The organism is Nonomuraea sp. NPDC049152, assembly GCF_040648355.1.
Taxonomy (GTDB): Bacteria; Actinomycetota; Actinomycetes; order Streptosporangiales; family Streptosporangiaceae; genus Nonomuraea.
In genome coordinates, this window is the sequence record NZ_JBEZDO010000022.1 from 158507 (window position 1) to 183923 (window position 25417).

Genomic DNA, 25417 nt, shown 5'->3' on the forward strand with positions numbered 1-25417 from the left:
TGGCCATAAGGTCTGTCGTATGCGCTTTGGTGTGCTGGGCCCGGTGACGGTGTGGACCGACGCGGGCGAGATCGTGCCGATCCCCGGGCTGAAGGTGCGCGCGCTGCTGGCCGACCTGCTGGCCCACGAGGGCCGGGTCGTGTCCACCGACCGGCTGGTCGACGACCTGTGGGGCGACGAACCGCCCGCCAACCCCGCGGCGGCCCTCCAGGTGCGGGTCTCGCAGCTGCGCCGCGCTCTCGAGGACGCCGAGCCCGGCGGGAGGGACCTGGTGGTCTCCCGCGCGCCCGGCTACGCGCTGCGGATCGACCTGGAGAGCGTGGACGCCGCCCGTTTCACGCGGCTGGTGGACAAGGCCCAGCCGGCCGAGGCGCTGGAGCTGTGGCGCGGGCCCGCCTACGCGGACTTCGCCGACGCTGAGTTCCTCCGCCCGGTGATCGCCCGCCTGGAGGAGGCGCGGCTCGCCGCGATCGAGGAGCTGTCTGAGGTACGGCTGGCGGCGGGCGAGCCCGTCGAGGTGGCCGCGCTCGTGGCCGAGCACCCGCTGAGAGAGCGGTTGCGCGCCGTCCACATGAAGGCGCTCTACCGAGCCGGGCGGCAGAGTGAGGCGCTGGCCTGCTACGGCGAGCTGAGGGAGCGGCTCGCCGACGAACTCGGCCTCGATCCTTCGCCCGAGCTGGCCCGGCTGTACGAGGCGATCCTGCGGCAGGATCCCGCGCTCAGCGGCAGAGCCGAGCGCCCTGCGACCAACCTGCCTGCCGCACTCGGCGGCCTGATCGGCCGCGACGAGGCCGTGGCCGAGGTCCGCGCGCTGCTGGAGGCGGGCAGGCTGGTCACGCTCACCGGTTCGGGAGGCGTGGGGAAGACGAGCCTGGCGCTGGAGGTCGCGCGACGGCTGGCCGGGGCGCACCCCGACGGCGCGTGGCTGGTCGAACTGGCGCCCTACGACCGGCACACGCCGTCACTGGCCGATGCCGTGCTCGCCGCGCTCGGCATCCGGGCCGACTCGGCCGGCGCCATGGAGCGCCTCACCGAGGCGTTACGGGACAGGCGGATGCTGCTGGTGCTCGACAACTGCGAACACGTCGTCGAGCAGGCCGCCCGGCTGGCCGAGGCGCTGCTGCGTTCCGCGCAGGGGCTGCGGGTCCTCGTGACCAGCCGCGAGCCGCTGAACGTGGCGGGTGAGGTGCTGTGGAGCGTGCCCCCGCTGCGGCTGCCCGAGGGGTCCGAGCTGCTCACGGTCGCCAAGGCCGACGCCGTGCGGTTGTTCATGGCCAGGGCGACCGCGTCGGCTCGCGGATTCGCGCTCGACGCGGGGAACGCCGAGGCCGTCGCGCAGCTGTGCCGCAGGTTGGACGGCCTTCCGCTGGCGCTCGAACTGGCCGCGACCCGCGTCAGGTCGCTCGGCATCCACGAGCTCGTGGCCAGGCTGGACGACAGGTTCCGGCTCCTGGCGGGCTTCCATCGGGGGGCTCCCGCGCGCCAGCAGACGTTGACGGCGATGATCGACTGGAGCTGGACGCTGCTCACCGACTCCGAGCGCGTCGTGCTGCGCCGCCTGGCCGTACACGCCGACGGATGCACGCTGGACGCGGCCGAGGCGGTGTGCGCCGAAGCGGGGATCGACGTGCTCGACACCCTGGCGCGGCTGGTCGACCGCTCGCTGGTGGTGCTCGTGGAAGGGTCCGCGGGGGTCCGTTACCGGCTGCTGGAGTCGGTGACGGCCTACTGTCTGCACCGGCTGGACGACGCGGGCGAGACAGAGCGGGTACGGCAGGCGCATGCCGGCTACTACGTGGCGCTCGCCGTTCAGGCCGAGCCGTACCTGCGGGGGCCCGAGCAGGGGCGCTGGATGCTGTGGCTGGACGCGGAGGCCGCGAACCTGCGGGCCGCCCTCGACGCGGCGCCGCGGGCCGGCGCCCTGCGGCTGGCGAACGCCATGGCCTGGTACTGGTTCCTGCGCGGCAGGCTCGGCGAAGGCCGCCGCGCGCTGGAGACCGCCCTGGCCGCCGCGCCTGACCCTTCGGGCGGGCCCGAAGCGCACGCCGGACCCGAAGCGCACGCCGGAGTCGATGCGCGCGGCGGCGGGTCGGTGGACGCCGACCTGGCCAGGGCGCGGGCCTGGCACGCGGGCTTCTCGCTGCTGCTCGGCGACGACGTCGACTGGGAGCCGGCCCTGGACATCGCGGATCCGGGCGACCGTGCCATGGCACAGTGGTTCGTCGCGCTGAGCATGGCCGATCTGGTGTCCTCGCGACCGCTGGTCGACAGCGCCCTCGCGACCTTCCGCGAGCTCGGCGACCGGTGGGGCGTGGCCGCCGCGCTGAGCAGGCACGCCCGCGACGCCTTCACCCTGCGCGATCTGGAGTCCCTGGAGCGCGACGGCGGCGAGAGCGACCGGCTCTTCCGCGAGCTCGGCGACCGCTGGGGCCTGCTGCAGGCCACCGAGTGGCTCGGCGGGCTGGCCGAGATCCGCGGCGACCACGAACACGCCGTCCGCCTGTTCACCGAGGACCTGCGCATGGCCGAGGAGCTCGGTCTGTGGCCCGAGGCGGTGCGGCGGCTGTCGTGGCTGGGCTGGATGGCCATGAACACCGGCGACTACGCCACCGCAATGGAACGCTGCGGCCAGGCGCTCCACCTGGCCACGGGGCAGGGCTACAGGGAAGGGCAGATCTTCGCCAGGATGGGGTACGGCTTCTCCGCCCGTCGGGCCGGAAGGCTCGATCTGGCGCGGGAGCACCTCGACCGCCTGCTCGACGGCGTCCCGAGGGACGGCGAGCCGCCGCTGTTCCTTCCTACGACCCTGGCCGAACTGGGCTTCGTGCACGAGCTGCGCGGTGACGCCGCGAGCGCGCGCGAGCTGTTCATGGAGGCGTTCGCCGCGGCCAGGCGGATCGGCGACCCCCGGACGACGGCGTTCACCGTCGAGGGCCTGGCCGCCGCGTCGCCGCCGGAGGAGTGCGCCAGGCTGCTGGGGCTGGCCGCCGCGGCCAGGCTGTCGTACCGCACCCCCGCCACCCCTTCGGAGGAGGAGGAGTTGCGGCGGATCACCGGCAGGGCCGTGGCGGCGCTCGGCGAGGAGGCGTTCGCCGCCGCCCACGCTCACGGCCGCGAGCTGACCTTCGACGACGTGGCCTGACCCGCCAGGTGCTCGTCCAGCCGGTCGAAGAACTCCAGCCAGCCCTGCTTGGCCTGCTCGGCGTGCTCCTCGTCGGTGTTGACCCCGAACTGGTGGAATCGCATGGCCGTACCGCCCTCGTGCTCGTCCAGCGTGAGCGTCGCCACCGAGGCGGGCCCTTCACCGGGGTTGTCGGGGTCGCCGGTGGTGAAGACCAGCCGCCCCGGTCCCGCCACCTCGCGGTAGACCCCGTGCAACGTGACCTCGAAGCCCTCCTCGCCGACCAGCGTCGCGCGCCAGGCGCCACCGGGACGGACGTCGAGCACGACCCGGTCGGCCGGGGTGGTGAAGATGCGCGGGCCGAACCAGCGGGCGAAGCGCTCCGGCTGGGTCCAGGCGGCGTACACGTCCGCGGGGGGCGCGGCGAGCCGGCGGACGATCTCGTATTCGGCGGTCCTCGTCATGGCTGCCCTCTCAGGGTTTCGTGGATAGCTTCGACGAGATCCACCGTGCCCTGCCGACCTTACGATTCCCTTCCGCTGTCCTTCAGGCGGGATCCGGTGGCCTTGCCGGCAGATGAACAACACCTCTGCTGCGGGTAAAGATACCGCTTTGGGGGTTTATTGAGGCATTTATCCCTTCCCTGGTCGGCCTCCGTACTGTAAATACTCTTACGCAATGTCCGTCGCACCGGCCGGGAGACCTTCATGATCGCCTGGATCTTGCTGATCCAAGCAGTGCTCGCTCTTGCGGGATTGACCGCGATCTGCCTGCTGACGCGAAGGTCTCCGCGCCGCTCCGCCGCCTCCGCCGCACGATCCGCCACGTCGCCCGGGCCTCTCGCCGGCGAATCGCGGGACGCTGTCAGTGAAACCGGGGAGTCGTCGCCTGACGGTCATCTCCGGACAAAGGTAGCCTCACGGACGTGATTCGCACCGCACACGTCAACGGCATCGACCTCGCCTACCGCGAGGAGGGCGATCCCGCCTCCCCCACGATGGTCCTGCTGCACGGCCGCACCGCCGACCACAACCACTGGAACCTCTACACCCGCCGCTTCGCCGAGCGCTTTCACGTGATCGCGCCCGACCTGCGCGGCCACGGCGCGAGCGAGCATCCGGCCACCTACGAGCTGCCCGACATGGCCGAGGACATCGTGGCCCTGCTCAGGGCGCTCGGCGTGGAGCAGACGGTGCTGATCGGGCACTCGCTCGGCGGCGCGGTCGCCTACCACCTGGCGATGAACTACCCCGACCTGGTCTCGGTCCTGGTACTGGAGGACCCGCCGGCGCCGCTGTCGATCGACAGGCCGCCGCTGGAGGACGACTCCCCCATGATGGTCGAGACCGAGCGCCAGATCGTCTCCCCCGACCCCGCGTGGGCCGAGGGGCTGAAGCGCGTCACCGCGCCCACGCTGGTGCTGTCGGGCGGGCCGTCCAGCCACGTCGACGCGGCGCCGCTCGCCCGCCTGATCCCCGGCGCGAAGCTCGTCACCATCGACGTGGGGCACCTGATCCACTCCGACGCGCCCAAGGAGTTCACGGCGGCGGTCGAGGGGTTCCTGGAGGGCTGACAAACTATCTCCTCCCCTCAAGAGGAGATTGTTCATGACTGTTGACGACAGCCCGCGCCCCGGGCTGAGCGCGGAGCGGGTCGGCATGTTCACCGACGCGATCTTCGCGATCGCCATCACCCTGCTCGCCCTGGAGATCCCGCGCCCCGAGGAGCCTGAGCAGCTTGCCGACCTCGGGCACTTCCTGAGCGAGCACTCCGGCGCCTTCGCCGGGTTCGCGTTGGCCTTCCTGATGCTGTGGTTCAACTGGCGCGCCCATCACACGCTCTTCGACCAGCTCGCGCGGGTGTCGCAGACCGTCCTGGCGGTGCACATCCCGCTGCTGCTGTTCTCGGCCTTCCTGCCGTACACGACCGGCCTGCTCTACTCGGGATCGCTGCCGCCCGACGCCCGCTCCATCGCGCTGGCGATGTTCGGCGGCACCGAGGCCGTGCTCATGCTGTGCCAGGGCCTGCTCTACACGCTGACCCTGAAGCAGGGCCTGTACGCCGTGGGCGCCAACACCGCCCGCATGGGCACCGCGGCCGCGATCAACTGGGGCATCGGCATCCTGTGGGCGCTCAGCGCGATGCTGGCCTCCCCGCTCGGCGACAACACCACCCTGCTGTGGCTGGCCACCCCGCTGGTCGTCGTGGCCATCCTGTACGGCATGCGCGTGTGGAGAGGCCGCGAAGGCGAAAGGGCGTCCCTCCACGGAGGGACGCCCTGACGAGGAGGACGGGTCAGGCCGTCGCGAGGGCGGCCTCGGCCTCCAGGGTCGCGGCCGTCGCGTTGACGACGGCGGCGATCCGCAGCGCCTCCTGGATCTGCTCGCGCGGCATGCCCGAGCCACGCAGCACCTGCTCGTGCGACTCCAGGCAGCGCCCGCAGCCGTTGATCGCGGAGACCGCGAGGCACCACAGCTCGAAGTCGACCTTGTCGACGCCCGGGTTGCCGATGACGGTCATGCGCAGCCTGGCCGGCATCGTGCCGTACTGCTCGTCGCCGATCAGATGGGTGGCGCGGTAGTAGACGTTGTTCATCGCCATGATCGAGGCGGCGGCCTTGGCCGCCTTGAACGCCTCGGCCGACAGGATGCCGGCGGCCTCCTCCGACACCTCGGCGATGACCCGGGCCGACCTGGTGGCCAGCGCGCACGCGAGGACCGCGCCCCACAGCTGCTGGTCGGTCAGCGCCGAGGTCGTCGTGACCGAGCCCAGGTTGAGCTTGGTGTCCTTGGCATAGTCGGGCAGCGCCGACTTCAGGCTGTCGATGCTCATGCGCCCAGCAGGGCCTTCGCGTCGAGGCCCTTCTCGCCCTTGTTCCAGTTGCAGGGGCACAGCTCGTCGGACTGCAGGGCGTCGAGGACCCGCAGGACCTCCTTGACGTTGCGGCCGACCGAGCCCGCGGTGACCATGGTGAACTGGATCTCGTTGTTCGGGTCCACGATGAAGGTGGCGCGCTGGGCGACGCCGTCCTCGCCGAGGATGCCGAGGTCGGACGAGAGCTCGCGCTTGATGTCGCTCAGCATCGGGAACGGCAGGTCGCGCAGGTCCTCGTGGTCCTTGCGCCACGCGTGGTGGACGAACTCCGAGTCGACGGAGACGCCGAGCACCTGCGCGTCACGGTCGGCGAAATCCTCGTTGAGGCGGCCGAACTCGGCGATCTCGGTGGGGCACACGAAGGTGAAGTCCTTGGGCCAGAAGAACACCACGCGCCACTTGCCCTCGTAGGTCTTGTGGTCGATCTCCGTGAACGCCTTCTCGGGGTCGAGGTCGACGCAGGCGGTGAGCTCGTACTCGGGGAACTTGTCACCAACGGTGAGCACGTGAATGTCTCCTTGTAGGACGTCGTTGTCAGCGCCCCCAGGTTGCCGCACCTAGCATTGATCCGAGAAATCGAGCAGTCGGACCAATCTGAGAGGTGTTTCCTATCAGTGAGCCCATGCCCACCCTCGCTCAGCTGCGGGCGTTCCTTGCCGTGGCCGACCATCTCCACTTCCGGGAGGCCGCCACCGCGCTCAGGATGAGCCAGCCGGCGCTGTCGGGGTCGGTGTCCGCGCTGGAGGAGATCCTCGACACACAGCTGCTCGAGAGGACCACGAGGAAGGTGCTGCTGACCCCGGCGGGAGAGCGGGTGGCCGCGCACGCCACGCGGGTGCTGGCCGCGGTCGGCGACCTGGTCGGCGAGGTGGCGCGGAGCCGCGAGCCGTTCAGCGGGCCCGCGCACCTGGGCGTGATCCCGACGGTCGCGCCGTACGTGCTGCCCGCGCTGCTGCCGATGTTCGCCAGGCGCTTCCCGCGGCTGAAGCTCACCGTGCACGAGGCCAAGACCGAGACGATCGTCGAGGAGGTGCGGGAGGGCAGGCTCGACCTGGTGCTGCTGGCGCTGCCGACCGAGACGAGCGGGCTGGTGGAGGAGCCGCTCTACGACGAGGACTTCCTGCTGGCCGTACCGGAGGGCCATCCGCTGGCGGGCGAGGAGGCGCCGTTGCGCAGGTCGGCGCTGAAGGGGCTCGACATCGTGCTGCTCAACCAGGGTCACTGCCTGCGCGAGCAGGCGATCGACGTGTGCAGGGAGGTCGGCGCGCGGGCCACCGCGACCACCTACGCCACCAGCCTGCCGACGCTGGTGCAGCTGGTGGCGGGCGGGCTCGGGGTGACGCTGCTGCCGGAGTCGGCGGTGCCGGTGGAGACGGGCAAGAGGGTACGGCTGGCGCTGCGCAGGTTCGCCGATCCCGCGCCCGGCAGGACGATCGGCATGGCCTACCGGGCGAGCTCGGCACGGGCAGCGGAGTACGCGCAGCTGGCCAAGGCGGTGCGGAGCGCGGTCAGGCAGCGGAAGCTGCCGGTGAAGGTGGTCTCCTGACCTGCAGCCCCGCCACGACGAGCCAGGCCGCGAGCGTCGTGTGACCCGCCCCTGCGACGAGGTGGAGCCCCGCGCCGAGCAGGACCGCGACGGCCTCGGCCGCCATGAGCGCCGCAGTGGCGAGGGCGAGCAGCGCCCTCGGTCTGGCCTCGCCCCACGCCATCAGGCCGAGCGCGGCGGCGGGCACGCAGGCGAGTGCGGGGCCGAGCGCTCCGAGGGCGAGCGTGCGGTGGTCTGCGGGGTCGAAGCCGACGCCGACCAGGGCGCCGGGCAGCAGGCTGATCCAGATCACGGCCGCGGGCCTGTCGTCGCGCCAGACAGTGGCGGCGAAGGCCAGCGCGGTGATCGCGAGCAGGGCGTCGCACAGGCTGTCCGCGACCCGCCACGGCAGGACGACGTCCTGGACGCCGGTGAGCGCGCCGTGCCACTCCTGGAGCGCGAAGACGGCCGCGACCACGGCGGTGAGCGTCGCCAGGACCGCGACGGCGGCGGGCCCCTCGTCCGCGGCGACAACGGCGCCTTCCTGGGAAGCGGGCGTGGGCGTGCGCACGGGGGTGGGCGTGGGGGTGGGCGTGGGGGTGGGCGTGGGGGTGCGGGCGGGCGGCAGCGTGTCGGTGTTCCGGAGCGCGTGGCCGGGCGCCGCCGGGCCCAAGCCGGTGAACTCGGCCAGGAGGTCGGCCGCGGCGGGCCTGGCGGAGGGCTCCTTGGCCAGGCACCGCGCCACCGCGGGAAGGAGGTCGTCGGGAACGTCCGCCAGGTCGGGCTCGGCTGTCATGATCGCGTGCATCAGCGAGGCGGGGGTCGAGCCGGGGAACGGCAGGCGGCCCGTCGCGGCGAACGCCATCGTGACCGCCCAGCTGAAGATGTCGGCGGCGGGCGTGAGCGGCACGCCGTCGAACTGCTCGGGGGCCATGAAGGCGGGAGTTCCGGCCACGCCGTGCGTGGTCGTCTGGTCGGCGGCCCTGGCGATGCCGAAGTCGATCACGACGGGCCCCTCAGGGCCCATGATCACGTTTCCCGGCTTGAAGTCGCGGTGGACGATGCCCGCCCGGTGGATGGCCGACAGCGCGGTCAGCGTCGCCACCGCCAGCCGTACCAGGCCGCTGCCCGTGCGCGGGCCCTCCGACCTGACCAGCTCGTGCAGCGAGCGTCCGGGGATGTACTCGCTCACGATGTACGGCTGGCCGTCCTCGGTCGCGCCGACGTCGAGGACCTTGGCGGTGCAGAAGACCGCCACCCGCCTGGCCGCGTCCGCCTCGCGCAGGAAGCGCCGGTGCGCGTCGCCCGCGGTGTCGACCGGATCGCGCAACATCTTGATCGCGACCCTACCGCCCTCGGGCGCGAGGCCCAGGTAGACCGACCCCTGCCCGCCCTGGCCGAGCAGCCCTGTCACCCGGTAGGGGCCTAACTCCTCGGGGTGCGGCACGGCACCACCTTAAGCGTTGAACGGCCGGCCCGTGACGGGGTGGACGCCGGGCGCGGGGCTACGCTCCCAGCCGTTTGAGCCTCGTCACCGCCTCGTCGATGACCTCGTCCTTCTTGCAGAAGGCGAACCTGACGAAGTGGCGGCCCCTGTCGGGGTGGTCGTAGAAGACCTGGGTCGGGATCGCCACCACCCCGGCCAGCTCGGGCAGCCGCCTGGTCAGCTCCAGGCCGTCGGTGAAGCCCAGCGGCCTGATGTCGGTCTGCACGAAGTAGGTGCCCGCAGGCTTCAGCACCTCGAACCCGGCCGCCGCCAGCCCGCTCATCAGCCTGTCGCGCTTGCCCTCGAGCCCCGCGCGCAGATCGGCGACCCAGTCGAGCTCCTCGCGCAGGCCGTACGCCACGGCGAGCTGCCACGGCCCGTTGGCGGTGAAGGTCAGGAACTGCTTGACGGTCTGGACGGCCCGCACCAGCTCGGGCGGCGCGCACACCCAGCCGGTCTTCCATCCCGTCACAGAGAACGTCTTGCCCGCGGAGGCGATCATCACGGTGCGCTCGCGCATGCCCGGCAGCGTGGCCATGGGGATGTGCTCGACGCCGTCGAAGGTCAGGTGCTCGTACACCTCGTCGGTGATCGCGACCAGGTCGCGCTCCTGGCACAGCTCGGCGATGAGGCCCAGCTCCTCGGCGGTGAACACGGTGCCCGTCGGGTTGTGCGGCGAGTTGACCAGGATCGCCCTGGTGCGCGGCGTGACGGCGGCGCGCAGCTCGTCGGGGTCGAAGGTGAAACGCCCCTGCACGGGTCGCAGGGTGACCGCGACCAGCCTGGCCCCGGCCAGCGCGATGGAGGCGGCGTAGGAGTCGTAGTAGGGCTCGAAGGCGATCACCTCGTCCCCTGGCTCGCAAAGCGCCAGCACCGAGGCCGCGATCGCCTCGGTGGCGCCCACGGTGACCAGCACCTCGCCGTCGGGGTCGTAGGCCAGGTCGTAGTGCCGCCGCCGGTGCTCGGCCACGGCCTGCCGCAGCTCGGGCACCCCGGGTCCAGGCGGGTACTGGTTGGCGCCCGACCTGATGGCCTCCACCGCGCGCTCGAGCATCGCGGGCGGGCCGTCGGTGTCGGGGAATCCCTGCCCCAGGTTGATCGATCCGGTCCGTACGGCCAGCGCGCTCATCTCGGCGAAGATCGTGGTGCCGAACTGTCGCATTCGGGAAACAAGGGGATCGCTCACGAGGCCACACTATTAGTCTCAAGGCGTGATCACCCGGGTCGCTCTCGCTCTCGCGCTCGTGTCCTCCCCGAGCACCCTCCCCGCCGCCCTCCCGGCCGCCCAAGCCGTCACCGAAGCGGTCGCCGAAGTCGTCACCGATGACGTCACCGGGGCCGCCGCCGGGGCAGATTCCGGGCCATTCGCCGGAGCCGGGGCCGGAGCCGTACCGGTCGAGGAGAGGGCGTGCCCCGTCGAGATGCCCGCCGGGACCAGGTGCGGCTTCCTGGTGGCGCCCGAGCGGCGGGACGGCGACCAGGCGAAGACCGTCAGGGTGGGCTTCGCCGTCCACAAGGCGAGCAACCCCGCGGGCGACCCCGTCGTGTACATGAGCGGCGGTCCCGCCTCGTCCTCCATCCAGCTCACCGGCTACCTGGCGTCGATCTTCCCCGACCGCGACGTCGTCACCCTGGAGCAGCGCGGCAGCAGGTACTCCAAGCCCACGCTCGGCTGTCCCGAGACCGTCTCGGCCATGCTGGACAGGCTGCGCGCCCCCAGGGCCGACGTCGCAAGGGGCGCGCTCGACTGCCGCAGGAGGCACGAGGAGCAGGGCGTGGACCTGCGCGGCTACACCACCAAGGAGATCGCGGCCGACGTCGTCGACCTGCGCAAGGCGCTCGGTTATGCCAGGTGGAACCTGTTCGGGGTCAGCTACTCGACCAGGGTGACGGTGGACGCCGCGGCGGCCGACCCCGAAGGCGTGAGCGCAGTGGCGCTCGACTCGTTCCTGCCGCAGGACGTCTCCTGGTACGGCGACGCCGACCGCAACCTGGCCGACACGGTGGCCGCGCTCGGCATCGGCGACAGATTCGAGGCGATGGTGAGACGCCTGAACGCGCGTCCCGCCCAGGTGCCCACCACCGACCCGCTGACAGGCAAGGCGTTCACCGCCAGGCTGACCGGTGACGACGTGGCGACGGTCCTCGCCGAGGGGCTGCACGACGCGAGCGTGATCGCGGCGGCCCCCGCGCTGGTCGACGCCCTGGCCGAAGGGCACGACGAGCTGCTGCGGCCGCTTGCCGACCAGGCGGGTCCAGGTCTGGCCTCCCACGAGTTCGGGCTCTACCACGCGGTCCAGTGCCAGGACGAGGCCGTCTTCCCCGAACGGTCGCGCCTGTTCACGGTGACCTCGGACAAGGAGGTGTGCGCGGCCTGGAAGCTGCCGGCCTCCGTGCCGACGAAGGCCACGACGAAGGCGCCCGTGCTCGTGCTCGGCGGCCAGTACGACCCGACCACGCCCGTCCGCACCGCCAGGCCCGCGGCCGGGAAGCTGCCCGGCGCCCGGTTCGTGGAGTTCGCCGGCGTGGGCCACGCGGTGTTCCTGTCGACGGCGTGTGGCGCCCGCACCATCGCCGCGTTCTTCGCCGACCCTGCGGGCTGGAAGCAGCCGTGCGACCCGTCCCAGCGCGGCTTCGCCCCCGTGCGGCCCGGTGACCTCCACGTCACGGGCGCGCCGTACCAGGTGCTGACCTCCCCGTGGCTGGCCGCGCCGCTCGCGCTGTTCGCGCTGGCGAGCCTGGCCCAGCTCGTCGGCGGCGCGCTCAGAGGCAGGGCGCTGACCGCGTTCGCGGGGCTGGCGGGCGCCGCCTTCGTCGGTGTGGCCGCCGACGCGGTGTGGGGCCTGATGAAGGAGAACGAGACCGCGCTGGCGGTCGGGGTGCCGCGAACGCTCGAGGCCTACGGCTGGATCGCGGTCGGCTCGGCCGTCCTCACGGTGGCCGCCCTGTTACGTGCCCGTACAATCCCGAACATCCTGGCCACCGTGATCGCGGCCGGTCTCCTCGTATGGTGGTGGTCCTGGTTTCTGTGACGCGCATCAGAGAGCTCGACGCGCTCCGCGGTTTCGCGGTGTGCGGGATCATGCTGGTCAACGCCTGGCAGCACGCTCAGGGGCCGGAGAGCGAGTGGTGGGTCGAGACGTTCCTCCAGGGGCGTTTCTATCCGATCTTCTCGATGCTGTTCGGCATCAGCTTCGTGCTGGTGCTGCGGAGCGCCACCCGGTGGGTGCTGCTGCGCAGGCTGCTGTGGCTGCTGGTGTTCGGGCTGATCCAGCACACCTGGTATCCCGGTGAGGTGCTGATGGACTATGCGCTGTTCGGGATCGGCGTGCTGCTGCCCGCCTCGTTCCTGTCGGGCGGCTGGCCGATCCTCGTCCTCGGCGTGGCGGCGATCGCGTGGGGCACCTGGATGGGCGGCGGCATCCTGATCATCCCGGGGCTCTTCCTCATCGGCATGGCGCTGATGGAGCTGCGGCCTGGACGGGAGTGGCTGCTGCCGGGCTTCGTGGTGTCGGCGGCCGTCTCCGCGGTGCTCACCTGGGCCTACCCGGGGACGGGACAGTGGTGGATCTACGTGACGGCGGCCCTGGCGGGCTCCGCCGCCTACTCGGCGCTGGTGCTGTACCTGCGGCCGCGGTGGCTGGAGCCGATGGGCAGGATGGCGCTGACCAACTACGTCTCGGGCACCGTGGTCATCGCGCTGACCGCCCCGATGCGCTGGCCCGTGCTCCCTGTGGTGGGCGCGACGCTGGCCGCGCAGCTGCTGTTCAGCTGGTGGTGGCTGTCCAGGTTCAGGTACGGCCCGCTCGAATGGGTGTGGCGGATGCTCACCTGGTGGAAACGCGTGGAGAACCGGCCCATACTCCGTTCGTGACGCCAAGCGCCTTGCTCCGCCTCCTGGACGACGAGCTGCCCGACGCGATCCGCCTGCGTCATCGGCTGCATGCCATACCCGAACCGGGCGGCGCCGAAGCGCGGACCTGCGCGGTCATCGCCGAGCACCTGCCGCAGCGGCACAGGGTCGTGGCGGGCACCGGGATGATCGTCAGAGTCGGGGCGGGGGGCGAGCCCGCGATCGGCGTCAGGGCCGAGCTGGACGGGCTGCCGATGACCGAGCGGACCGGAGCGGCGTACGCGTCGGACAACGGCCACATGCACGCCTGCGGCCACGACGTCCATCTGGCCGCGCTCGTCGCGCTGGTGCGGGCGGCCCGCAGGACGGCGCTGCCCGCGCCGCTGGTGGCGATCTTCCAGCCGTGCGAGGAGCGGCACCCCTCGGGCGCCGTGGCGCTGCTGCGCGACGGCGAGCTGGAGGCGGAGGCGGTGGAGTCGGTGGTCGCCGTGCACGTCCACCCCGACCTGCCGTGGGGGGCGATCGGCGCCGATCCCGGCACGGTCAACGCCGCCGCCGACGCGATCAGGATCGACGTCGAAGGGCGCGGCGGGCACGCCGCCTACCCGCACCGCACGAGGGACCCGGTGCTGGCGCTCTCGCAGCTGGTGGTGGCGCTGCACGGGCTGGTGGGGCGGCGCGTCGACCCCGTCCACGGCGCGACGCTCACGGTCGGGGCCGTCCACGCGGGGACGGCGGAGAACGTGATCCCCGGCGCCGGCCACGCCCTGGTCACGGTCCGGGCGCTGGACGCGGCCGACCAGCGCGAGCTGCGCGCGGCCGTCAGGGAGTGCGCCGAGCACGTGGCCGCCGCCCACGGGTGCACGGCCCGGCTGACCTTCACCAAGAGCGAGCCGCCGCTGGTCAACGACCCGGCGCTGGCCGAGGCCGCCAGGCGCAGGGCCGCGGCGGCCGGGTTCGCCCTCGCGCCCGCCTGGCACTCCTGCGGCGGCGACGACTTCGCCCACTACGGCACCGCGCGACCCACCCTGATGGCGTTCGTCGGGCTGGGCGGCGCGCCCGGCTTCACCCACGCGGGGCTGCACGATCCGCGCTTCCTCCCGCCCGACGAGGCCGTGGCCGCGTGCGCGCGGGCGCAGGCTCTCGCCTACGCCGCGGCGCTCAGCGTGCGGAGCGGAACACCAGCAGGCGGAACATCTGCGTGGAGCCGACCAGCTTCTCCTTGACCAGGCGCAGGCCGTGGCGCTCGGCGCCGGCCGCCAGGCGGGCGACGGAGACGGCGTTGACCATGTCCTGGTTGCCGGCCAGGTAGGCCTCCGCGTACTCCTCGCCGAGGCCGTTGTCGATCATCCAGCCGCGCCACGCGGCCACCGCCGCCTCCCTTTCCCTGTCCTCCTCGGGGGCGAAGCAGTCGGAGAAGACGAGGCTGCCACCGGGTTCGAGGCGCTTGGCGCACTCGGCGAAGAAGCAGTCGACGGACTGCTCGGTGGGGCTCGGCCCGAGCAGGAAGTGGGCGACGAGCGAGCCGAAGATGACGTTGTAGGTGATGTTCTCCTCGACGTCGTCCCAGGCGGTCTTGTTCAGCAGGCGGACCCAGCGGTTGAGGTCGTCGCCGATCTTCCTGTGCGCGAGCCTGCGCATCTGCACCGCGCGGTCCATGGCGCGGTAGCTGTCGACCGGGTAGAGCTGGCCGAGCTGCTCGAACGGCTCGCACAGGGTGCGGATCCACGGCACGATCGCGGCGGTGAGGCTGCCCGTGCCGTACCCGACCTCCAGGACGGAGACCGACATGTCGATCTCCTGGAAGATGCGCAGGATCTCGCTGGCGACGGTGGCGGAGCAGTCCTGGATCAGGTCGTCGTACATCGGGATCCAGGTGCGGATGTGCTGGTCGTAGCGGTCGAAGTAGGCCGGGGAGCGGTGCTCGGTGCGCAGCGTCCAGTGCTCGTCCCACCTGCCGATCTCCAGCTTGCGCAGCCACTCGCGCTTGAGCGTGTGGAAGTCGTGGTTGGGGTCGAAGCGCACCGCCCGCGCCTTGACCGCGTCGTAGTAGCGGCTGGCCAGGTTGAAGCGGTGGCGGTCGCGCTCGATGTGGAGCATGCGGCGCTCGCCGAAGTCGCTTTCCAGCCTGCGCCGGTAGCCGCCGATGCAGTCGGGGTTGAGCAGCAGCAGGTGGGCGCCGACGGCGGTGTCGCCGAACGGGTGGCGCACGCCGAGCCCCACGTCGTCGACGGCGGCCACGTAGACCTCGTAGCCGCCGTCCGACAGGCTGCCGAGGTGGTCGCGCCACATGGACATGTGCCGCGACAGCTCGGCCTCGCCCTGGAAGAACAGCCGCCAGTCGATGAGGAAGATCCGTTCGGTGACCTGGGAGCTCATCAGCTCGGGGTGTTCCAGGTCGGTCTGCCAGAACGTCTCGGTGTTGTCGGTCAGGTCGGCGATGGCCCTGATGGGGCCGTTGTTCCAGTCGCGCAGCTCGGCGAAGCAGTGGGAGTAGTAGTCGGCGTCGGTGACGAGGTTGGACGGGCCCGAGTTGCGCACCTCGGAGGCCAGCGCCTCCAGCCAGCCGCTGCGCAGGTGGAGTTGGGGGTGGTCGGCGTCGTGGTTGCTGAGCACCGCCTGCAGGCCGCGGTGCAGCTGGGTCAGCTTGCGGCGCAGCGCCCGGTGTCCAGGGCTGAGCGACTCCAGCTCCAGGCGGTCGAGCAGCCTGCCGAAATCGGTCTCGAATTTACCGAATCCCGCGTCGTTGCTCGCGCTCGGATAGTTGAGGTAACGGGGGGCGCCGAAGTCTTCCGGCAGCTCATGGGTGCCCTCCTGCTTGATGACGACGACGGGCAAATCCAGCGCCCGTGCAAACCCGACTTCAAATGCCAGATTGGGGCGAACCGTACTTCCTTCCAGGATGAGAATGTCCGACCTGCGGATCTGCTCCTGGATCTCGATGCCGATGTTGCGGCTGTGGGGTTGCTCGCTCCAGTCGTAGACGTCGTAGTGGCGCTCAGCCAGCTGGCTCTTCACCGACTGGACCGCCCTGATGACCGACTCGGATCCCTCGGCCTCGGTGGACCAGGCGAGAAACGCATTGACGGGGTCCATGCAGACATGAATACACGACGGGCAACTGGACTTTCAAAGATGGCGTAAATATCGTGACGGAATGGCATTGCGGCTATCTTTTGCCGTACTGGTGGTCACTTCATTCGTTCTCGGCCTGGTGGGTTTCGCCGCCTATCTCAAGCCGGGGGCTTCCGCCTTCGACCTGGTCTACTACTCCCTCCAGCTGTTCGTCCTGGATCCCGCCCCCTTCGACGTCGAGCACGCGCCACTGGGCTGGGCGCTGGAGGTGGCCCGCTTCACCGCCCCCGCCGCCACGATCTACGCCCTGGTCGCCGGTCTGCTGCTGCTGTTCTCCACCGAGATCCGCCGCCTGCGCGCCCGGGGCTCGCGCGGCCACGCGGTCGTCTGCGGCACGGGGCCGATCGCGGGCGTGCTGACCCGCCGCCTGCGTACGGCCGGCCGCGGCGTGGTCCAGATCGCCCCCACGCCCAACGCCGACCGGGGAGTCCTGCACGTGGAGGGCGACCCGCGCGACCCCTCCGTGCTGCGCGCCGCGGGCATCGAGCGCGCCGCCGTCCTGTACGCCTGCGAGAGCGACAGCGCGACCAACACCGCGATCGCGCTGGCCGCGCACGCCCTGCCGAGGCCGGGGGCCCGTCCCCTGGCCGCCTACGGGCTCATCTCCGACCCCGACATGTGCGCGGCGCTGCGCGCCAGGCGGCTCGGGCTGACCAGGCCGACGGGACTGCACCTGGACTTCTTCAACCCCGACACGCTCGCGGCCCGCGTGCTGCTGCAGAACGACCCGCCCACCACGGCCGACCCCGTCATGGTCATCGGTCTCGGCACGTTCGGCAGGACGCTGCTGCTGGAGCTGGCCAGGCACTGGCGCCTCCACGCGCCGGAACCGCGCCCGCTTCCCGTCATCGTGGTCGACGCGGAGGCGACGAGCACGGTGGCGGCCCTGTGCGCCAGGCACGACCTGCTGCTGACGGCCTGCGATCTCGAGGCGATCGACCTGGAGCCCGAGCAGGTGAGCCTGCCCGAGACGCTCCCGCACGCCGCGCGCCGCGTCTACGTCTGCTACCCCGACCAGGACCTCGCGCTGAAGGTCGCGCTCACGTCTCTGCGCCTGTGGGGCGGCGGCCCCGGCTCGCTGGTCGTCCGCGTCGACCACGCGGCGGCCTTCGACTCCACGCTGCTGGAGGGGCTGGACGGCGCGCTCAGGGTCTTCCCCGTCACGGACGCGGCCGGCGATCCCGCGCTGATCGCCGAGGACCTGGTGGAGACCCTCGCCAAGGCGGCGCACAACCACTACCTGGCCGACCAGCGCGGCAGAGGCGGACGGCTCGCGGTCAACCCTTCGCTCGTGCCGTGGGAGGAACTCGAGGAGGACAAACGCGAGTCCAACAGGCTGCTGGCCGAGGACATCGGCAGGAAGCTGAAGGAGGTCGGCTGCGCGCTCGGCCCTCGCGTCGATCCCGATCTCGACTTCGCCTTCACCGAGGAGGAGATCGAGCTCCTCGCGGAGATGGAGCACGTGCGCTGGGTACGGATGATGGTGAGCCTCGGCTGGTCCCACGGACCGCTGAGGGATGATGAGAACAAGACGCATCCCGACATAGGAGATTGGTCCACTTTGTCAGTGTCGGCGAAGGAGAAGGACCGGGACACGGTCAGGAACCTGCCCCGCATCCTGGCACTGGCCGGTTTCCAGGTGGTGAGGACCCGATGACGAGGTTCGCCGTGACAGGGCACCGCGAGCTCACGCCGCACACCGTGGAGCTGGTCGGCCAGGCCCTGCGCGAGGAACTGGCCGACGAGGGCCCCGGCCTGGTCGGTGTGTCCTGCCTGGCCGAGGGGACCGACCAGATCTTCGCCGCCGAGACGATCGCGGCGGGCGGCGAGCTGCACGCCGTCCTGCCCGCCCACCACTACAGGGAGAGCCTGCCGGGCGACGCCCGCCACACCTACGACATGCTGCTCGGCAAGGCCACGCACGTCCTCGAACTGCCCTTCGACCAGGCGGGGGTGCCCGCCTACCTCGCCGCGGCCGAGGCGATGCTGGCCGAGGCCGACGAGCTGGTCGCGGTCTGGGACGGCGCGGCGGCGCGCGGGCGCGGCGGCACCGCCGAGGTGGTGGCCATGGCCTTGCGGGCCGGGATGCCCGTACGGGTGATCTGGCCGCCGGGTTCCAGCCGGGCATAGGCTCGAAGGCGTGACGAGAATCGCGCTCTGCCAGCTGTCCGTCTCTCCCGACCCCGCCGTCAACCTCAAGCGGGCCAGGGAGGCCATCGCCAAGGCCGAGGGCGCCGACCTCGCGATCTTCCCCGAGGCCACCCTCACCAGGTACGGCAAGCGGATCACCGACCTGGCAGAGCCGCTGGACGGCCCCTTCGTCACGGGCCTGGCCGAGGCCGCCCGCGAGCACGGCGTCGCGGTGATCGCCGGCGTCTTCGAGCCCGGCGAGGGCCGCGTCCACAACACCGCGGTCGCCCTCGACGCCTCGGGCGCCGTCCGGGCCGCCTACCGGAAGATCCACCTGTTCGACTCCTTCGGCGCGCGCGAGTCGGAACTGGTCGCACCGGGCTCGGAGCCGACCGTGGTCGAGCTCGCGGGGCTGCGCGTCGGCCTCGTCACCTGCTACGACCTGCGCTTCCCCGAGCTGGCCAGAGCGCTCGTCGACAGGGGCGCCGAGCTGTTCGCCGTCATCGCGGCGTGGGGCTCGGGCCCGCTCAAGGAGGACCACTGGATCACGCTCGTGCGGGCCAGGGCGCTGGAGAACACGATGTGGACCGCCGCCGTCGGCCAGGCGCCCAACCCCGCCGAGTCGAGCGACGGGTTCGGCGTCGGGCGCAGCATGCTGGTCGACCCGCTGGGCGTGGTCCGCTCCGATCTGGGTAGCGCACCCGGGGTGCAGGTGGTCGACCTCGACCACGAGCTGACCGCCTCCGCCCGCGCCACGCTGCCGTGCCTGGAACACAGGGTGCTGGGCGTGACGAGCCTGCCCTGAGCCGGGGGTCGCTCCGATTGGAGGGGTTTCTCAATCGGAGTGGCCAAGAGATCGTAAAGTGGTGTCGTGAACGAGCGTAGGACGCAGATGCAGAAGGTGGTGCCGCCTCGGCTGCTCGTGCCCTACCTCTCGGGAAAGCGCACGGTCATCTCCGGCTACGTCTACCGCGTGCAGGACTGCGCGCGGCTGACCACGCCGCGCGCGTTATTCCTGGGGCTCGACCTGTCCTTCGAGGGATCGGAGCTGAGCGCGGAGGTGCCCGAGCTGTACGTCATGCGGTGGTACGCACGCGACGTCGACACCTACGCGGTGCCGTACGGCCCGCACATGGGCGGTGACTGGAGCGACGCGCCGCCGTTCGCCGGCAACGGGTTCACCACCTCCCGCGAGCACGTGGTACCGCAGTTCCACACCACCCCGATGCCCATCCCCGCGGGGGCGGAGATCGTGCACGTGGGCGCCAGGTGCGAGCGGCCCTTCGCCGTCTACGACGGGCTCACCTGGCGGCCGTCCGCATGAGCGACGCGATCGTTCCCGTGGCGTCGGGGTTCGTCGCCCGGCACAGGGGCCGCACCCATCCGGCGGCGATCGGGCCCGACAGCGACGAGGTCGTGCTGTTCAGCGAGGAGGAGTTGGAGGGCTTCGAGGCGGGCTCGGGCTACTGGCGCCGCACCGTGGACCGCACCGAACTGGAGTGGCTGGTGCTCGTGCGCACGGTCGGCGCGTTCGGCGGCGAGCCCTGCGTCGTCCTCGACGAGGACGAGGACGGCCTCCACATCGCCTACACGGGTCACAGTGGCATGAAAGCGGAGGCGCTCGGCTACTGGATGGTCGACCATGGGGCCTACGAAGTGGTCGTGCCGCGCGAGGAGGTCTTCTCCATCCGGGTGGAGCGCCTTCCGGTCGACTGACCCTGACAACCCAACACCCGGTCGAGGGTGTCTTGAAGGACATGCGATGGATACTCGCCCTCATGCCACTGGCCCTGGTGGCATGCGGAGGGGCGGCTGAGACGTCCGAGATCTACCAGCGGGTCATGCAGGGCAAGGCGCCGATCGGCGAGGTGCTGACCCTGTCGGACCCGCCGGTGCGGCTGTGGTTCGCCCGCACCACCGACGAGGACGGCGACGTGCGGCTGTGCGGGCCCGACGCCTGCGGCCACGAGGTGTCCGACCACCCCGAGCCGGCGTGGGCCGAGGACCGCGAGGGTGACCTGTACTACGGCGCGGCCAGGAGCGGCGTGGCGGACGTGCGCGCGGTGACGACCGAAGGGGCCAAGGTCGACGGCACCGTCCACCGGCTCGAGGGCGCGCCGCTGGCCATCTGGACGGTGACCGTCTCCGGCGCGGCCGTGCGCGGTTTCGAATTCGTCGACGCCTCCGGTCAACCTGTCGCGACCGCGGGTGTCTCTGGTATGTGATGGAAACACCCACCATGGCGCCCGCGGCTCCGACCTTCGCGGAGTTGTTCGCCGGCCAGTACCAGTCCCTGGTACGGCTGGCGGGCCTGCTGGGCGCGGACGACCCCGAGGACATCGCACAGGAGGCGTTCGCCAGGCTGCACACCCGCCGCCTGCGCGACGACGCCGCCGCGCTCGGCTATCTGCGCGCCACCGTCTGCAACCTGACGCGTAACCGGCTGCGGCACCTGCGCATCATCCGGTTACGCCGTCCCGAACCCCCCGAGCACGCCCGCAGCAGCGAGCACGCCGTCATCGTGGCCGAGGAGCACCGCGAGCTCCTCGCGGCCCTCGACACGCTGCCGCGCCGCCAGCGGGAGGCGCTGATCCTGCGCTACTGGCTCGACCTGTCCGAACGAGAGATCGCCGACGCCATGGGCGTGTCGCCCGGTTCGGTCAAGACACACGCCAGCAGGGGTCTGGCGGCACTGAGGGGGAAGCTGTGAACGATCTGGAAGAGCGGCTGCGCGCCGCCCTCGACGCCCGCGCCGCGACCTTCGAGGCAGGACCGACGGCTTGGATGAAGGTCCAGCAGCGGGCAGGCCGCCGCCGGTGGGCGTGGCCTGTCCTGCTGGCCGCGCTGCCGGTCGCGCTGGTGGCCCTGCTCGTGCCCGTCCTGCTCAACGGGGGCCAGGACGGACAGGTGACCATGGGGCCACCACCGAAGCCGGCCCCGGTGGGCGAGGCTCTGGTCATCGACAATCCGGCCGAGGACCGCCCGATGCGGCTGTGGTACGCCAACGACGAGGGGGGCCTGGTCGTCCTGTGCCTGACCGTGCAGTACGCGGGCGGCTCCAGCCAGAGCAGCTGCGGCGACAACGCCGGGGCCCAGGCGATGAAGGACTACGGCTGGTTCGAGGGGACGACCCAGTCCGTCCCGCCGCGCGAGACCGTGCTCGACTACGGCGGCGCACGCAAGGACGTCGCCAAGGTGACGGCGGTGACCAAGAAGGGGTCCCGCGTCGTCGGCGCCGTCCACCAGCCCTCCGGCGCACCCATGACCATGAAGATCTGGACGGTCGTCTACCCCGCCACGGACCAGGTCACCGCCTACGAGTTCGCCGCCGCCGACGGCACCCTCCTCTCCCGGGTCGCCAGAAGCGTCGACATGCCGACCGAGTCCGAGCGGGGCAAGCCCGCGGGCGCCGCGACGGACCTCGCCGACCTGAGCGTGCGGCCCTACAGCACGCCCGACAGGACGCTCATCTGGACCTTCGACGGTCGCGAGCTGGGGATGAACCTGGTCAGGGCCAAGGACCTGATGCGCGACATGGGCGGCCAGCCGATGGACGTCGAGCTGCGGGTCAACGGCGAACACTGGTTCGGCGTCGCCCGCCAGGACACCGCGAGGATGGAGCTGATCCGCAAGGACGGGACGGTGCTCAAGGGGGTGGTGAAGCCGGACCCGTGGAAGATCGGCGTGCGGCTGTTCGCCGGTGAGCGGCCCTTCTCCGGCGACCTCTACCTGGAGGGCTTCACCCTCGTCGGCTACGACTCCTCAGGCAAGCAGCTGTGGCGCGACGACCACCCCGCCGACAAGCCCCAATGGGACCCGCACCCGCCGATCGGCGAGGTCGTCACCATCGGCGAGGCGAAGGTGTGGTTCAGCAAGGTGACGCTCGCCGACGGCAGGACCTGGGACGGGCTGTGCCGCTCGGTCGCGGGCGAGAAGACCACCTGCGACGCCTTCCAGCCGGTCGCGGCCGGAGACGCCAAGCGCCTGCCCGATCTCGGCAAGAGCGCGATCGGCGTCGCGGGATCCGAGGTCACCCAGGTGGAGGCGGTGAAGTCCGGCACTCGCGGCTCGGTGTACGCGCCCTCGGGCGCGCCGCTGAAGATCTGGGTCGTCCCCAACCGCGGCGGCTCGGAGAGGTTCGCCCTGCAGAACGCCGAGCAGGACACGGTCGCCACGGTCGGCGGCAGCGCGCCTGACAAGTGCTCGGTCTCCCCGCCCGTCGGACAGGCCGCCGCACTGGGGACAGGGGCCACCTTGACCCACCAGGACGGCTGCCTGATCATCTGGACGGACAACGGGCGCTTCATCACCGAGAAGCACAAGATCGACGATGCCACCTACGAGTTCAGGAGCGACTTCCTCGCGGGATACGCGGTCGTGAAGACGGCCAAGGTCGAGTTGATCTACGACGACGGCTCCCGTGTGACCGCGACCCTGACGGCCGACCCGTGGGGTCTCGGTCTCACCCTGTTCTCCGCACGCTCGACGAAGTCCAACCTGGACGCCAGCGTCGTCGGCTACGACGCCGCGGGCAAGGAGATCTGGCGGCGCTAGATCCCGAGAGAGCGGTAGCGCGCCAGGCGGGCAGGCAACCTGTCCGCCTGGGGCGTTTCCAGCAGCCCCGCGATCTCGAATTCCAGCGCCCGCGCCACCCGCTCGCAGAAGGCCCTCGGCTCGTAGGCGGCGTCGGGCCGCTCGGGGATGACCCGGTCCACGATCCCGTCGCGGCGCAGGTCGGTGGCGCGCACCCCCTGCGCCTGGGCGATCTCGGGGGCGAAGTCGACGCTGCGGTAGAGGATCGCCGACGCGCCCTCGGGCGGCAGCGGCGACAGCCAGGCGTGCTGGGCCGCCAGCACCCTGTCGGCGGGCAGCAGGGCCAGCGCGCCGCCGCCCGCCCCCTCGCCGAGCAGCAGGCACACGGTCGGCGCGTCGAGCATGACCAGATCGGTCAGCGAGCGGGCGATCTCGGCGGCGAGGCCGCCCTCCTCTGCCGCCTTGGACAGGGCGGCGCCCGCCGTGTCGATCACGGTGACCAGGGGCAGGCCGAGCTCGGCGGCCAGTCGCATGCCACGCCTGGCCACGCGCAGCCCCGCGGGCCCGAACGGCCCTGTCGCGCGCTGCGTGCGCCGGTCCTGGCCGAGGACGACGGCGGGAGCACTGCCGAACCTGGCCAGGGCCAGCAGCAGGCCAGGGTCGGCCTCGCCCTCGCCGGTGCCGTTCAGCGGGGTGACGTCGGAGGCGGCGAGCTTGAGCAGGGCGCGGATGCCGGGACGGTCGTCGCGGCGCGAGCGGGTGATGGCGTCCCACGCCTCCACGGGGCGCAGGTCCTCCTCCGGCGCGGGCCCCTTCACGAGCCCGTTCCGGCCCGCGGTGAGGACGGACAGCGCCCTGATCGCGATGGCGCGCGCCTCCTGAGCCGAGACGACGGCGTCGACCAGGCCGTGCGTGAACAGGTTCTCGGCCACCTGGACGCCTTCGGGGAAGGCGTAGCCGTGCAGCGACTCGAACACGCGGGGACCGAGGAACCCGATGAGCGCCCCCGGCTCGGCCGCCGTCACGTGCCCGAGCGAGCCCCAGCTGGCGAAGACGCCACCGGTGGTCGGGTGGCGCAGGTAGACGATGTACGGCAGGCCCGCGTCGCGGTGCAGCTGCACCGCAGCCGTGATCTTGACCATCTGGGTGAAGGCGAGCGCGCCCTCCTGCATGCGGGTGCCGCCGGAGGCGGGCGAGGCGAGCAGCGGCAGCCCCTCACGGGTGGCCCGCTCGATAGCCAGCACGAGCCGCTCGGCCGCGGCCACCCCGATGGACCCGGCCATGAAAGAGAACTCGCAGGCCACGATCGCCACTCTGTGCCCGTCGACGAACCCCTCGCCGGTGATCACCGACTCGTCGTAGCCGCTCTTGGCGCGGGCGGCGGTCAGCTCCTCGGCGTAGGAGGAGCCCGGCTCGGCCGGGTCGGCGGGCGGCGTGTCCCACGACTTCCACGATCCTCGGTCGAGGACCGTCTCGATGAGAGTGCGCGCGTCCGGCCGGCTCACCACTGCTCCCCTGCTGTCGTGTAGTGCTGCAAAGTTGACGCGCCGGTCACCGTTCCCGTTCCGCCAACCAGGAAAGTACGGCCTCGCCGTCCTGTCCGAGGGCGGGCGGCGCGGTGTGCTCGAAGGGTTCGGCGCCGTCGAAGCGCAGCGGAGGCCCCGGCAGCTCGATCGGGCCGAGCACGGGATGGTCCACCTCGACGACCAGCCCCTGGGAGCGGGTCTGCTCCCACGCGTAGACCTCGTCGAGCGTGCGGATGGCGCCCGCGGGCACGCCGAGCTCGGCCAGCGCCGCCAGCCAGTGCCCCCGGCCGTGCCGGCCCAGCGCCTTCTCCATCTCGCCGATCAGCTCATCCCTGTGCGCGAACCTCTGCCTGTTCGTCGCATACTTCGCGTCATCGGGGTCGATGTCCAGCAACGTGGCCACCTTGCGCCACTGCACGTCGTTGGCGGCGGCGATCTGGAGCATCCCGTCGGCGCAGTGGAAGGCGCCGTAGGGGGCGATGGAGGCGTGATGGTTGCCGCCCGCGACGGGCACCTGCCCGCCGACGGTCCACGCGGTGCCGTGGTAGGAGTGCACGCCTGTCACGGCGGCCAGCAGCGAGGTGCGCACCACCTCTCCCTTGCCGGTGCGCTCGCGCTCGTAGAGGGCTGCGACCACGCCGTAGGCGCCGTGGATGCCCGCCAGCAGGTCGGCGATCGAGGCGCCCACCCGGTACGGCTCGTCGGGCGAGGGCCCGGTCAGCGACATCAGGCCCGCCTCGCCCTGGGCGATCTGGTCGTAGCCCGGCCTGCCTCCCTCGGGGCCGTCGTGGCCGAAGCCGGTGATGGACAGCACCACCAGGCGGGGATTGAGCTCGTGCAGGCGCTCGACGGAGAAGCCGAGCCGGTCGAGCACTCCGGTACGGAAGTTCTCGATCAGGACGTCGCTCTGCCGTACGAGGCGCTCGATGAGCCGTCTGCCCTCCTCGGACTTCAGGTCGACCGCGATGGACTGCTTGTTGCGGTTGGCCGCGAGGAAGTAGGTGGAGATGTCGTGGTCGGGGCCGGCGAACGGCGGCCCCCAGCCGCGTGACTCGTCGCCGCCTTCGGGATGCTCGACCTTGATCACCTTGGCGCCGAGGTCGCCGAGCATCTGGGCGGCGTGGGGGGCCGCCCGGGCCCCCCCCCTGTGGGGGAAGAAGAAGTAGGCAACGGGGGCACGCAAGAAAAAACAACAGGGGTGGTTGGGGGGCGTATTGGCTTTCCAGCCGTTAAT

The 25417-nt window shown here is 71.6% G+C and carries 23 protein-coding genes; 15 read left to right on the forward strand and 8 right to left on the reverse strand.

Annotated elements, in window-relative coordinates; translation table 11 throughout:
• The first annotated feature begins 19 nt into the window (after positions 1 to 19).
• Entirely contained in the window at positions 20 to 3142 is a 3123-nt protein-coding gene (locus tag AB0B45_RS33880) for a BTAD domain-containing putative transcriptional regulator (RefSeq protein ID WP_358138880.1), read from the forward strand.
• On the opposite strand, the gene AB0B45_RS33885 is transcribed toward AB0B45_RS33880, so the two are convergent.
• The gene (locus tag AB0B45_RS33885) at positions 3106 to 3585 is read right to left on the reverse strand and encodes an SRPBCC domain-containing protein (protein WP_358138882.1); all 480 of its coding nucleotides are present in this window, start codon (positions 3583 to 3585) and stop codon (positions 3106 to 3108) included. The genes AB0B45_RS33880 and AB0B45_RS33885 overlap by 37 nt on opposite strands.
• 461 nt (positions 3586 to 4046) lie before the next feature.
• Here AB0B45_RS33885 and AB0B45_RS33890 point away from each other — a divergent pair, with 461 nt between their 5' ends.
• Entirely contained in the window at positions 4047 to 4694 is a 648-nt protein-coding gene (locus AB0B45_RS33890) for an alpha/beta hydrolase (protein ID WP_358138884.1), read from the forward strand.
• Between the two features lie 34 nt (positions 4695 to 4728).
• Positions 4729 to 5403 (forward strand): TMEM175 family protein, encoded by a 675-nt coding sequence (locus tag AB0B45_RS33895; RefSeq protein ID WP_358138886.1) that lies wholly within the window; start codon positions 4729 to 4731, stop codon positions 5401 to 5403.
• A gap of 13 nt (positions 5404 to 5416) precedes the next feature.
• Here the strand turns inward: AB0B45_RS33895 and AB0B45_RS33900 are convergent, their stop codons facing one another.
• Together AB0B45_RS33900 and AB0B45_RS33905 are read right to left on the reverse strand one after the other, a co-directional pair.
• Complete coding sequence (locus AB0B45_RS33900; RefSeq protein WP_358138888.1) at positions 5417 to 5953, reverse strand: carboxymuconolactone decarboxylase family protein; 537 nt, start codon at positions 5951 to 5953, stop codon at positions 5417 to 5419.
• The gene (locus AB0B45_RS33905; RefSeq protein WP_358138890.1) at positions 5950 to 6501 is read right to left on the reverse strand and encodes a peroxiredoxin; all 552 of its coding nucleotides are present in this window, start codon (positions 6499 to 6501) and stop codon (positions 5950 to 5952) included. The genes AB0B45_RS33900 and AB0B45_RS33905 overlap by 4 nt, the downstream gene beginning before the upstream one ends.
• Positions 6502 to 6617: 116 nt before the next feature.
• Here AB0B45_RS33905 and AB0B45_RS33910 point away from each other — a divergent pair, with 116 nt between their 5' ends.
• Positions 6618 to 7541: a LysR substrate-binding domain-containing protein gene (locus tag AB0B45_RS33910; RefSeq protein ID WP_358138892.1), complete on the forward strand. Its 924-nt coding sequence runs from the start codon at positions 6618 to 6620 to the stop codon at positions 7539 to 7541.
• Here AB0B45_RS33910 and AB0B45_RS33915 read toward each other — a convergent pair.
• Together AB0B45_RS33915 and AB0B45_RS33920 are read right to left on the reverse strand one after the other, a co-directional pair.
• Positions 7504 to 8967 carry a serine/threonine-protein kinase gene (locus AB0B45_RS33915; protein WP_358138894.1) on the reverse strand — a complete coding sequence of 488 codons (1464 nt, stop codon included), beginning with the start codon at positions 8965 to 8967 and terminating at the stop codon, positions 7504 to 7506. The two genes, AB0B45_RS33910 and AB0B45_RS33915, sit on opposite strands and share 38 nt — an antisense overlap.
• A 58-nt stretch (positions 8968 to 9025) precedes the next feature.
• The gene (locus AB0B45_RS33920; protein ID WP_358138896.1) at positions 9026 to 10192 is read right to left on the reverse strand and encodes a pyridoxal phosphate-dependent aminotransferase; all 1167 of its coding nucleotides are present in this window, start codon (positions 10190 to 10192) and stop codon (positions 9026 to 9028) included.
• Positions 10193 to 10217: 25 nt separating this feature from the next.
• Here AB0B45_RS33920 and AB0B45_RS33925 point away from each other — a divergent pair, with 25 nt between their 5' ends.
• From AB0B45_RS33925 to AB0B45_RS33935, 3 genes are read left to right on the forward strand one after another with little or no spacing between them, the layout of a single operon-like run.
• Entirely contained in the window at positions 10218 to 12038 is a 1821-nt protein-coding gene (locus AB0B45_RS33925; RefSeq protein WP_358138898.1) for an alpha/beta hydrolase, read from the forward strand.
• A complete protein-coding gene (locus tag AB0B45_RS33930; RefSeq protein ID WP_358138900.1) occupies positions 12035 to 12880 on the forward strand; it encodes a DUF418 domain-containing protein in 846 nt (281 codons plus the stop codon). Before AB0B45_RS33925 ends, AB0B45_RS33930 begins: the two co-directional genes overlap by 4 nt.
• Entirely contained in the window at positions 12877 to 14085 is a 1209-nt protein-coding gene (locus AB0B45_RS33935) for a M20 family metallopeptidase (RefSeq protein WP_358138902.1), read from the forward strand. Before AB0B45_RS33930 ends, AB0B45_RS33935 begins: the two co-directional genes overlap by 4 nt.
• On the opposite strand, the gene AB0B45_RS33940 is transcribed toward AB0B45_RS33935, so the two are convergent.
• Positions 14021 to 15955 (reverse strand): hypothetical protein, encoded by a 1935-nt coding sequence (locus tag AB0B45_RS33940; protein ID WP_358138904.1) that lies wholly within the window; start codon positions 15953 to 15955, stop codon positions 14021 to 14023. The genes AB0B45_RS33935 and AB0B45_RS33940 overlap by 65 nt on opposite strands.
• A 61-nt stretch (positions 15956 to 16016) precedes the next feature.
• Between AB0B45_RS33940 and AB0B45_RS33945 the strand changes: the two genes are divergently transcribed.
• The 8 genes from AB0B45_RS33945 to AB0B45_RS33980 all read left to right on the forward strand — a co-directional run bounded on the left by AB0B45_RS33945 (position 16017) and on the right by AB0B45_RS33980 (position 22678).
• A complete protein-coding gene (locus tag AB0B45_RS33945; protein ID WP_358138906.1) occupies positions 16017 to 17651 on the forward strand; it encodes a RyR domain-containing protein in 1635 nt (544 codons plus the stop codon).
• Positions 17648 to 18124 (forward strand): hypothetical protein, encoded by a 477-nt coding sequence (locus AB0B45_RS33950; protein ID WP_358138908.1) that lies wholly within the window; start codon positions 17648 to 17650, stop codon positions 18122 to 18124. Before AB0B45_RS33945 ends, AB0B45_RS33950 begins: the two co-directional genes overlap by 4 nt.
• 10 nt (positions 18125 to 18134) lie before the next feature.
• On the forward strand, positions 18135 to 18929 hold the full coding sequence (locus AB0B45_RS33955) for a carbon-nitrogen hydrolase family protein (RefSeq protein WP_358138910.1): 795 nt from the start codon (positions 18135 to 18137) through the stop codon (positions 18927 to 18929).
• Between the two features lie 66 nt (positions 18930 to 18995).
• Complete coding sequence (locus AB0B45_RS33960; protein ID WP_358138912.1) at positions 18996 to 19448, forward strand: hypothetical protein; 453 nt, start codon at positions 18996 to 18998, stop codon at positions 19446 to 19448.
• Entirely contained in the window at positions 19445 to 19840 is a 396-nt protein-coding gene (locus AB0B45_RS33965; RefSeq protein WP_358138914.1) for a hypothetical protein, read from the forward strand. The genes AB0B45_RS33960 and AB0B45_RS33965 overlap by 4 nt, the downstream gene beginning before the upstream one ends.
• 41 nt (positions 19841 to 19881) lie before the next feature.
• Positions 19882 to 20349 (forward strand): hypothetical protein, encoded by a 468-nt coding sequence (locus tag AB0B45_RS33970; RefSeq protein ID WP_358138915.1) that lies wholly within the window; start codon positions 19882 to 19884, stop codon positions 20347 to 20349.
• Positions 20349 to 20834: a sigma-70 family RNA polymerase sigma factor gene (locus tag AB0B45_RS33975; RefSeq protein ID WP_358138917.1), complete on the forward strand. Its 486-nt coding sequence runs from the start codon at positions 20349 to 20351 to the stop codon at positions 20832 to 20834. The genes AB0B45_RS33970 and AB0B45_RS33975 overlap by 1 nt, the downstream gene beginning before the upstream one ends.
• On the forward strand, positions 20831 to 22678 hold the full coding sequence (locus AB0B45_RS33980) for a hypothetical protein (RefSeq protein ID WP_358138919.1): 1848 nt from the start codon (positions 20831 to 20833) through the stop codon (positions 22676 to 22678). The genes AB0B45_RS33975 and AB0B45_RS33980 overlap by 4 nt, the downstream gene beginning before the upstream one ends.
• Here AB0B45_RS33980 and AB0B45_RS33985 read toward each other — a convergent pair.
• Both AB0B45_RS33985 and AB0B45_RS33990 read right to left on the reverse strand, forming a co-directional pair.
• Positions 22675 to 24165 carry a carboxyl transferase domain-containing protein gene (locus AB0B45_RS33985; protein ID WP_358138921.1) on the reverse strand — a complete coding sequence of 497 codons (1491 nt, stop codon included), beginning with the start codon at positions 24163 to 24165 and terminating at the stop codon, positions 22675 to 22677. The two genes, AB0B45_RS33980 and AB0B45_RS33985, sit on opposite strands and share 4 nt — an antisense overlap.
• A 43-nt stretch (positions 24166 to 24208) precedes the next feature.
• Positions 24209 to 25366 carry a CoA transferase gene (locus AB0B45_RS33990; RefSeq protein ID WP_358138923.1) on the reverse strand — a complete coding sequence of 386 codons (1158 nt, stop codon included), beginning with the start codon at positions 25364 to 25366 and terminating at the stop codon, positions 24209 to 24211.
• Positions 25367 to 25417: the final 51 nt, after the last annotated feature.

Bases quoted from the DNA above. Each gene is read 5' to 3' on its own strand.
- AB0B45_RS33940 (WP_358138904.1), bottom strand. From the start codon at position 15,955: ATGGACCCCGTCAATGCGTTTCTCGCCTGGTCCACCGAGGCCGAGGGA.
- AB0B45_RS33885 (WP_358138882.1), bottom strand. From the start codon at position 3,585: ATGACGAGGACCGCCGAATACGAGATCGTCCGCCGGCTCGCCGCGCCC.
- AB0B45_RS33910 (WP_358138892.1), top strand. From the start codon at position 6,618: ATGCCCACCCTCGCTCAGCTGCGGGCGTTCCTTGCCGTGGCCGACCAT.
- AB0B45_RS33965 (WP_358138914.1), top strand. From the start codon at position 19,445: ATGAGCGACGCGATCGTTCCCGTGGCGTCGGGGTTCGTCGCCCGGCAC.
- AB0B45_RS33900 (WP_358138888.1), bottom strand. From the start codon at position 5,953: ATGAGCATCGACAGCCTGAAGTCGGCGCTGCCCGACTATGCCAAGGAC.
- AB0B45_RS33880 (WP_358138880.1), top strand. From the start codon at position 20: ATGCGCTTTGGTGTGCTGGGCCCGGTGACGGTGTGGACCGACGCGGGC.
- AB0B45_RS33945 (WP_358138906.1), top strand. From the start codon at position 16,017: ATGGCATTGCGGCTATCTTTTGCCGTACTGGTGGTCACTTCATTCGTT.
- AB0B45_RS33950 (WP_358138908.1), top strand. From the start codon at position 17,648: ATGACGAGGTTCGCCGTGACAGGGCACCGCGAGCTCACGCCGCACACC.
- AB0B45_RS33895 (WP_358138886.1), top strand. From the start codon at position 4,729: ATGACTGTTGACGACAGCCCGCGCCCCGGGCTGAGCGCGGAGCGGGTC.
- AB0B45_RS33970 (WP_358138915.1), top strand. From the start codon at position 19,882: ATGCGATGGATACTCGCCCTCATGCCACTGGCCCTGGTGGCATGCGGA.
- AB0B45_RS33975 (WP_358138917.1), top strand. From the start codon at position 20,349: ATGGAAACACCCACCATGGCGCCCGCGGCTCCGACCTTCGCGGAGTTG.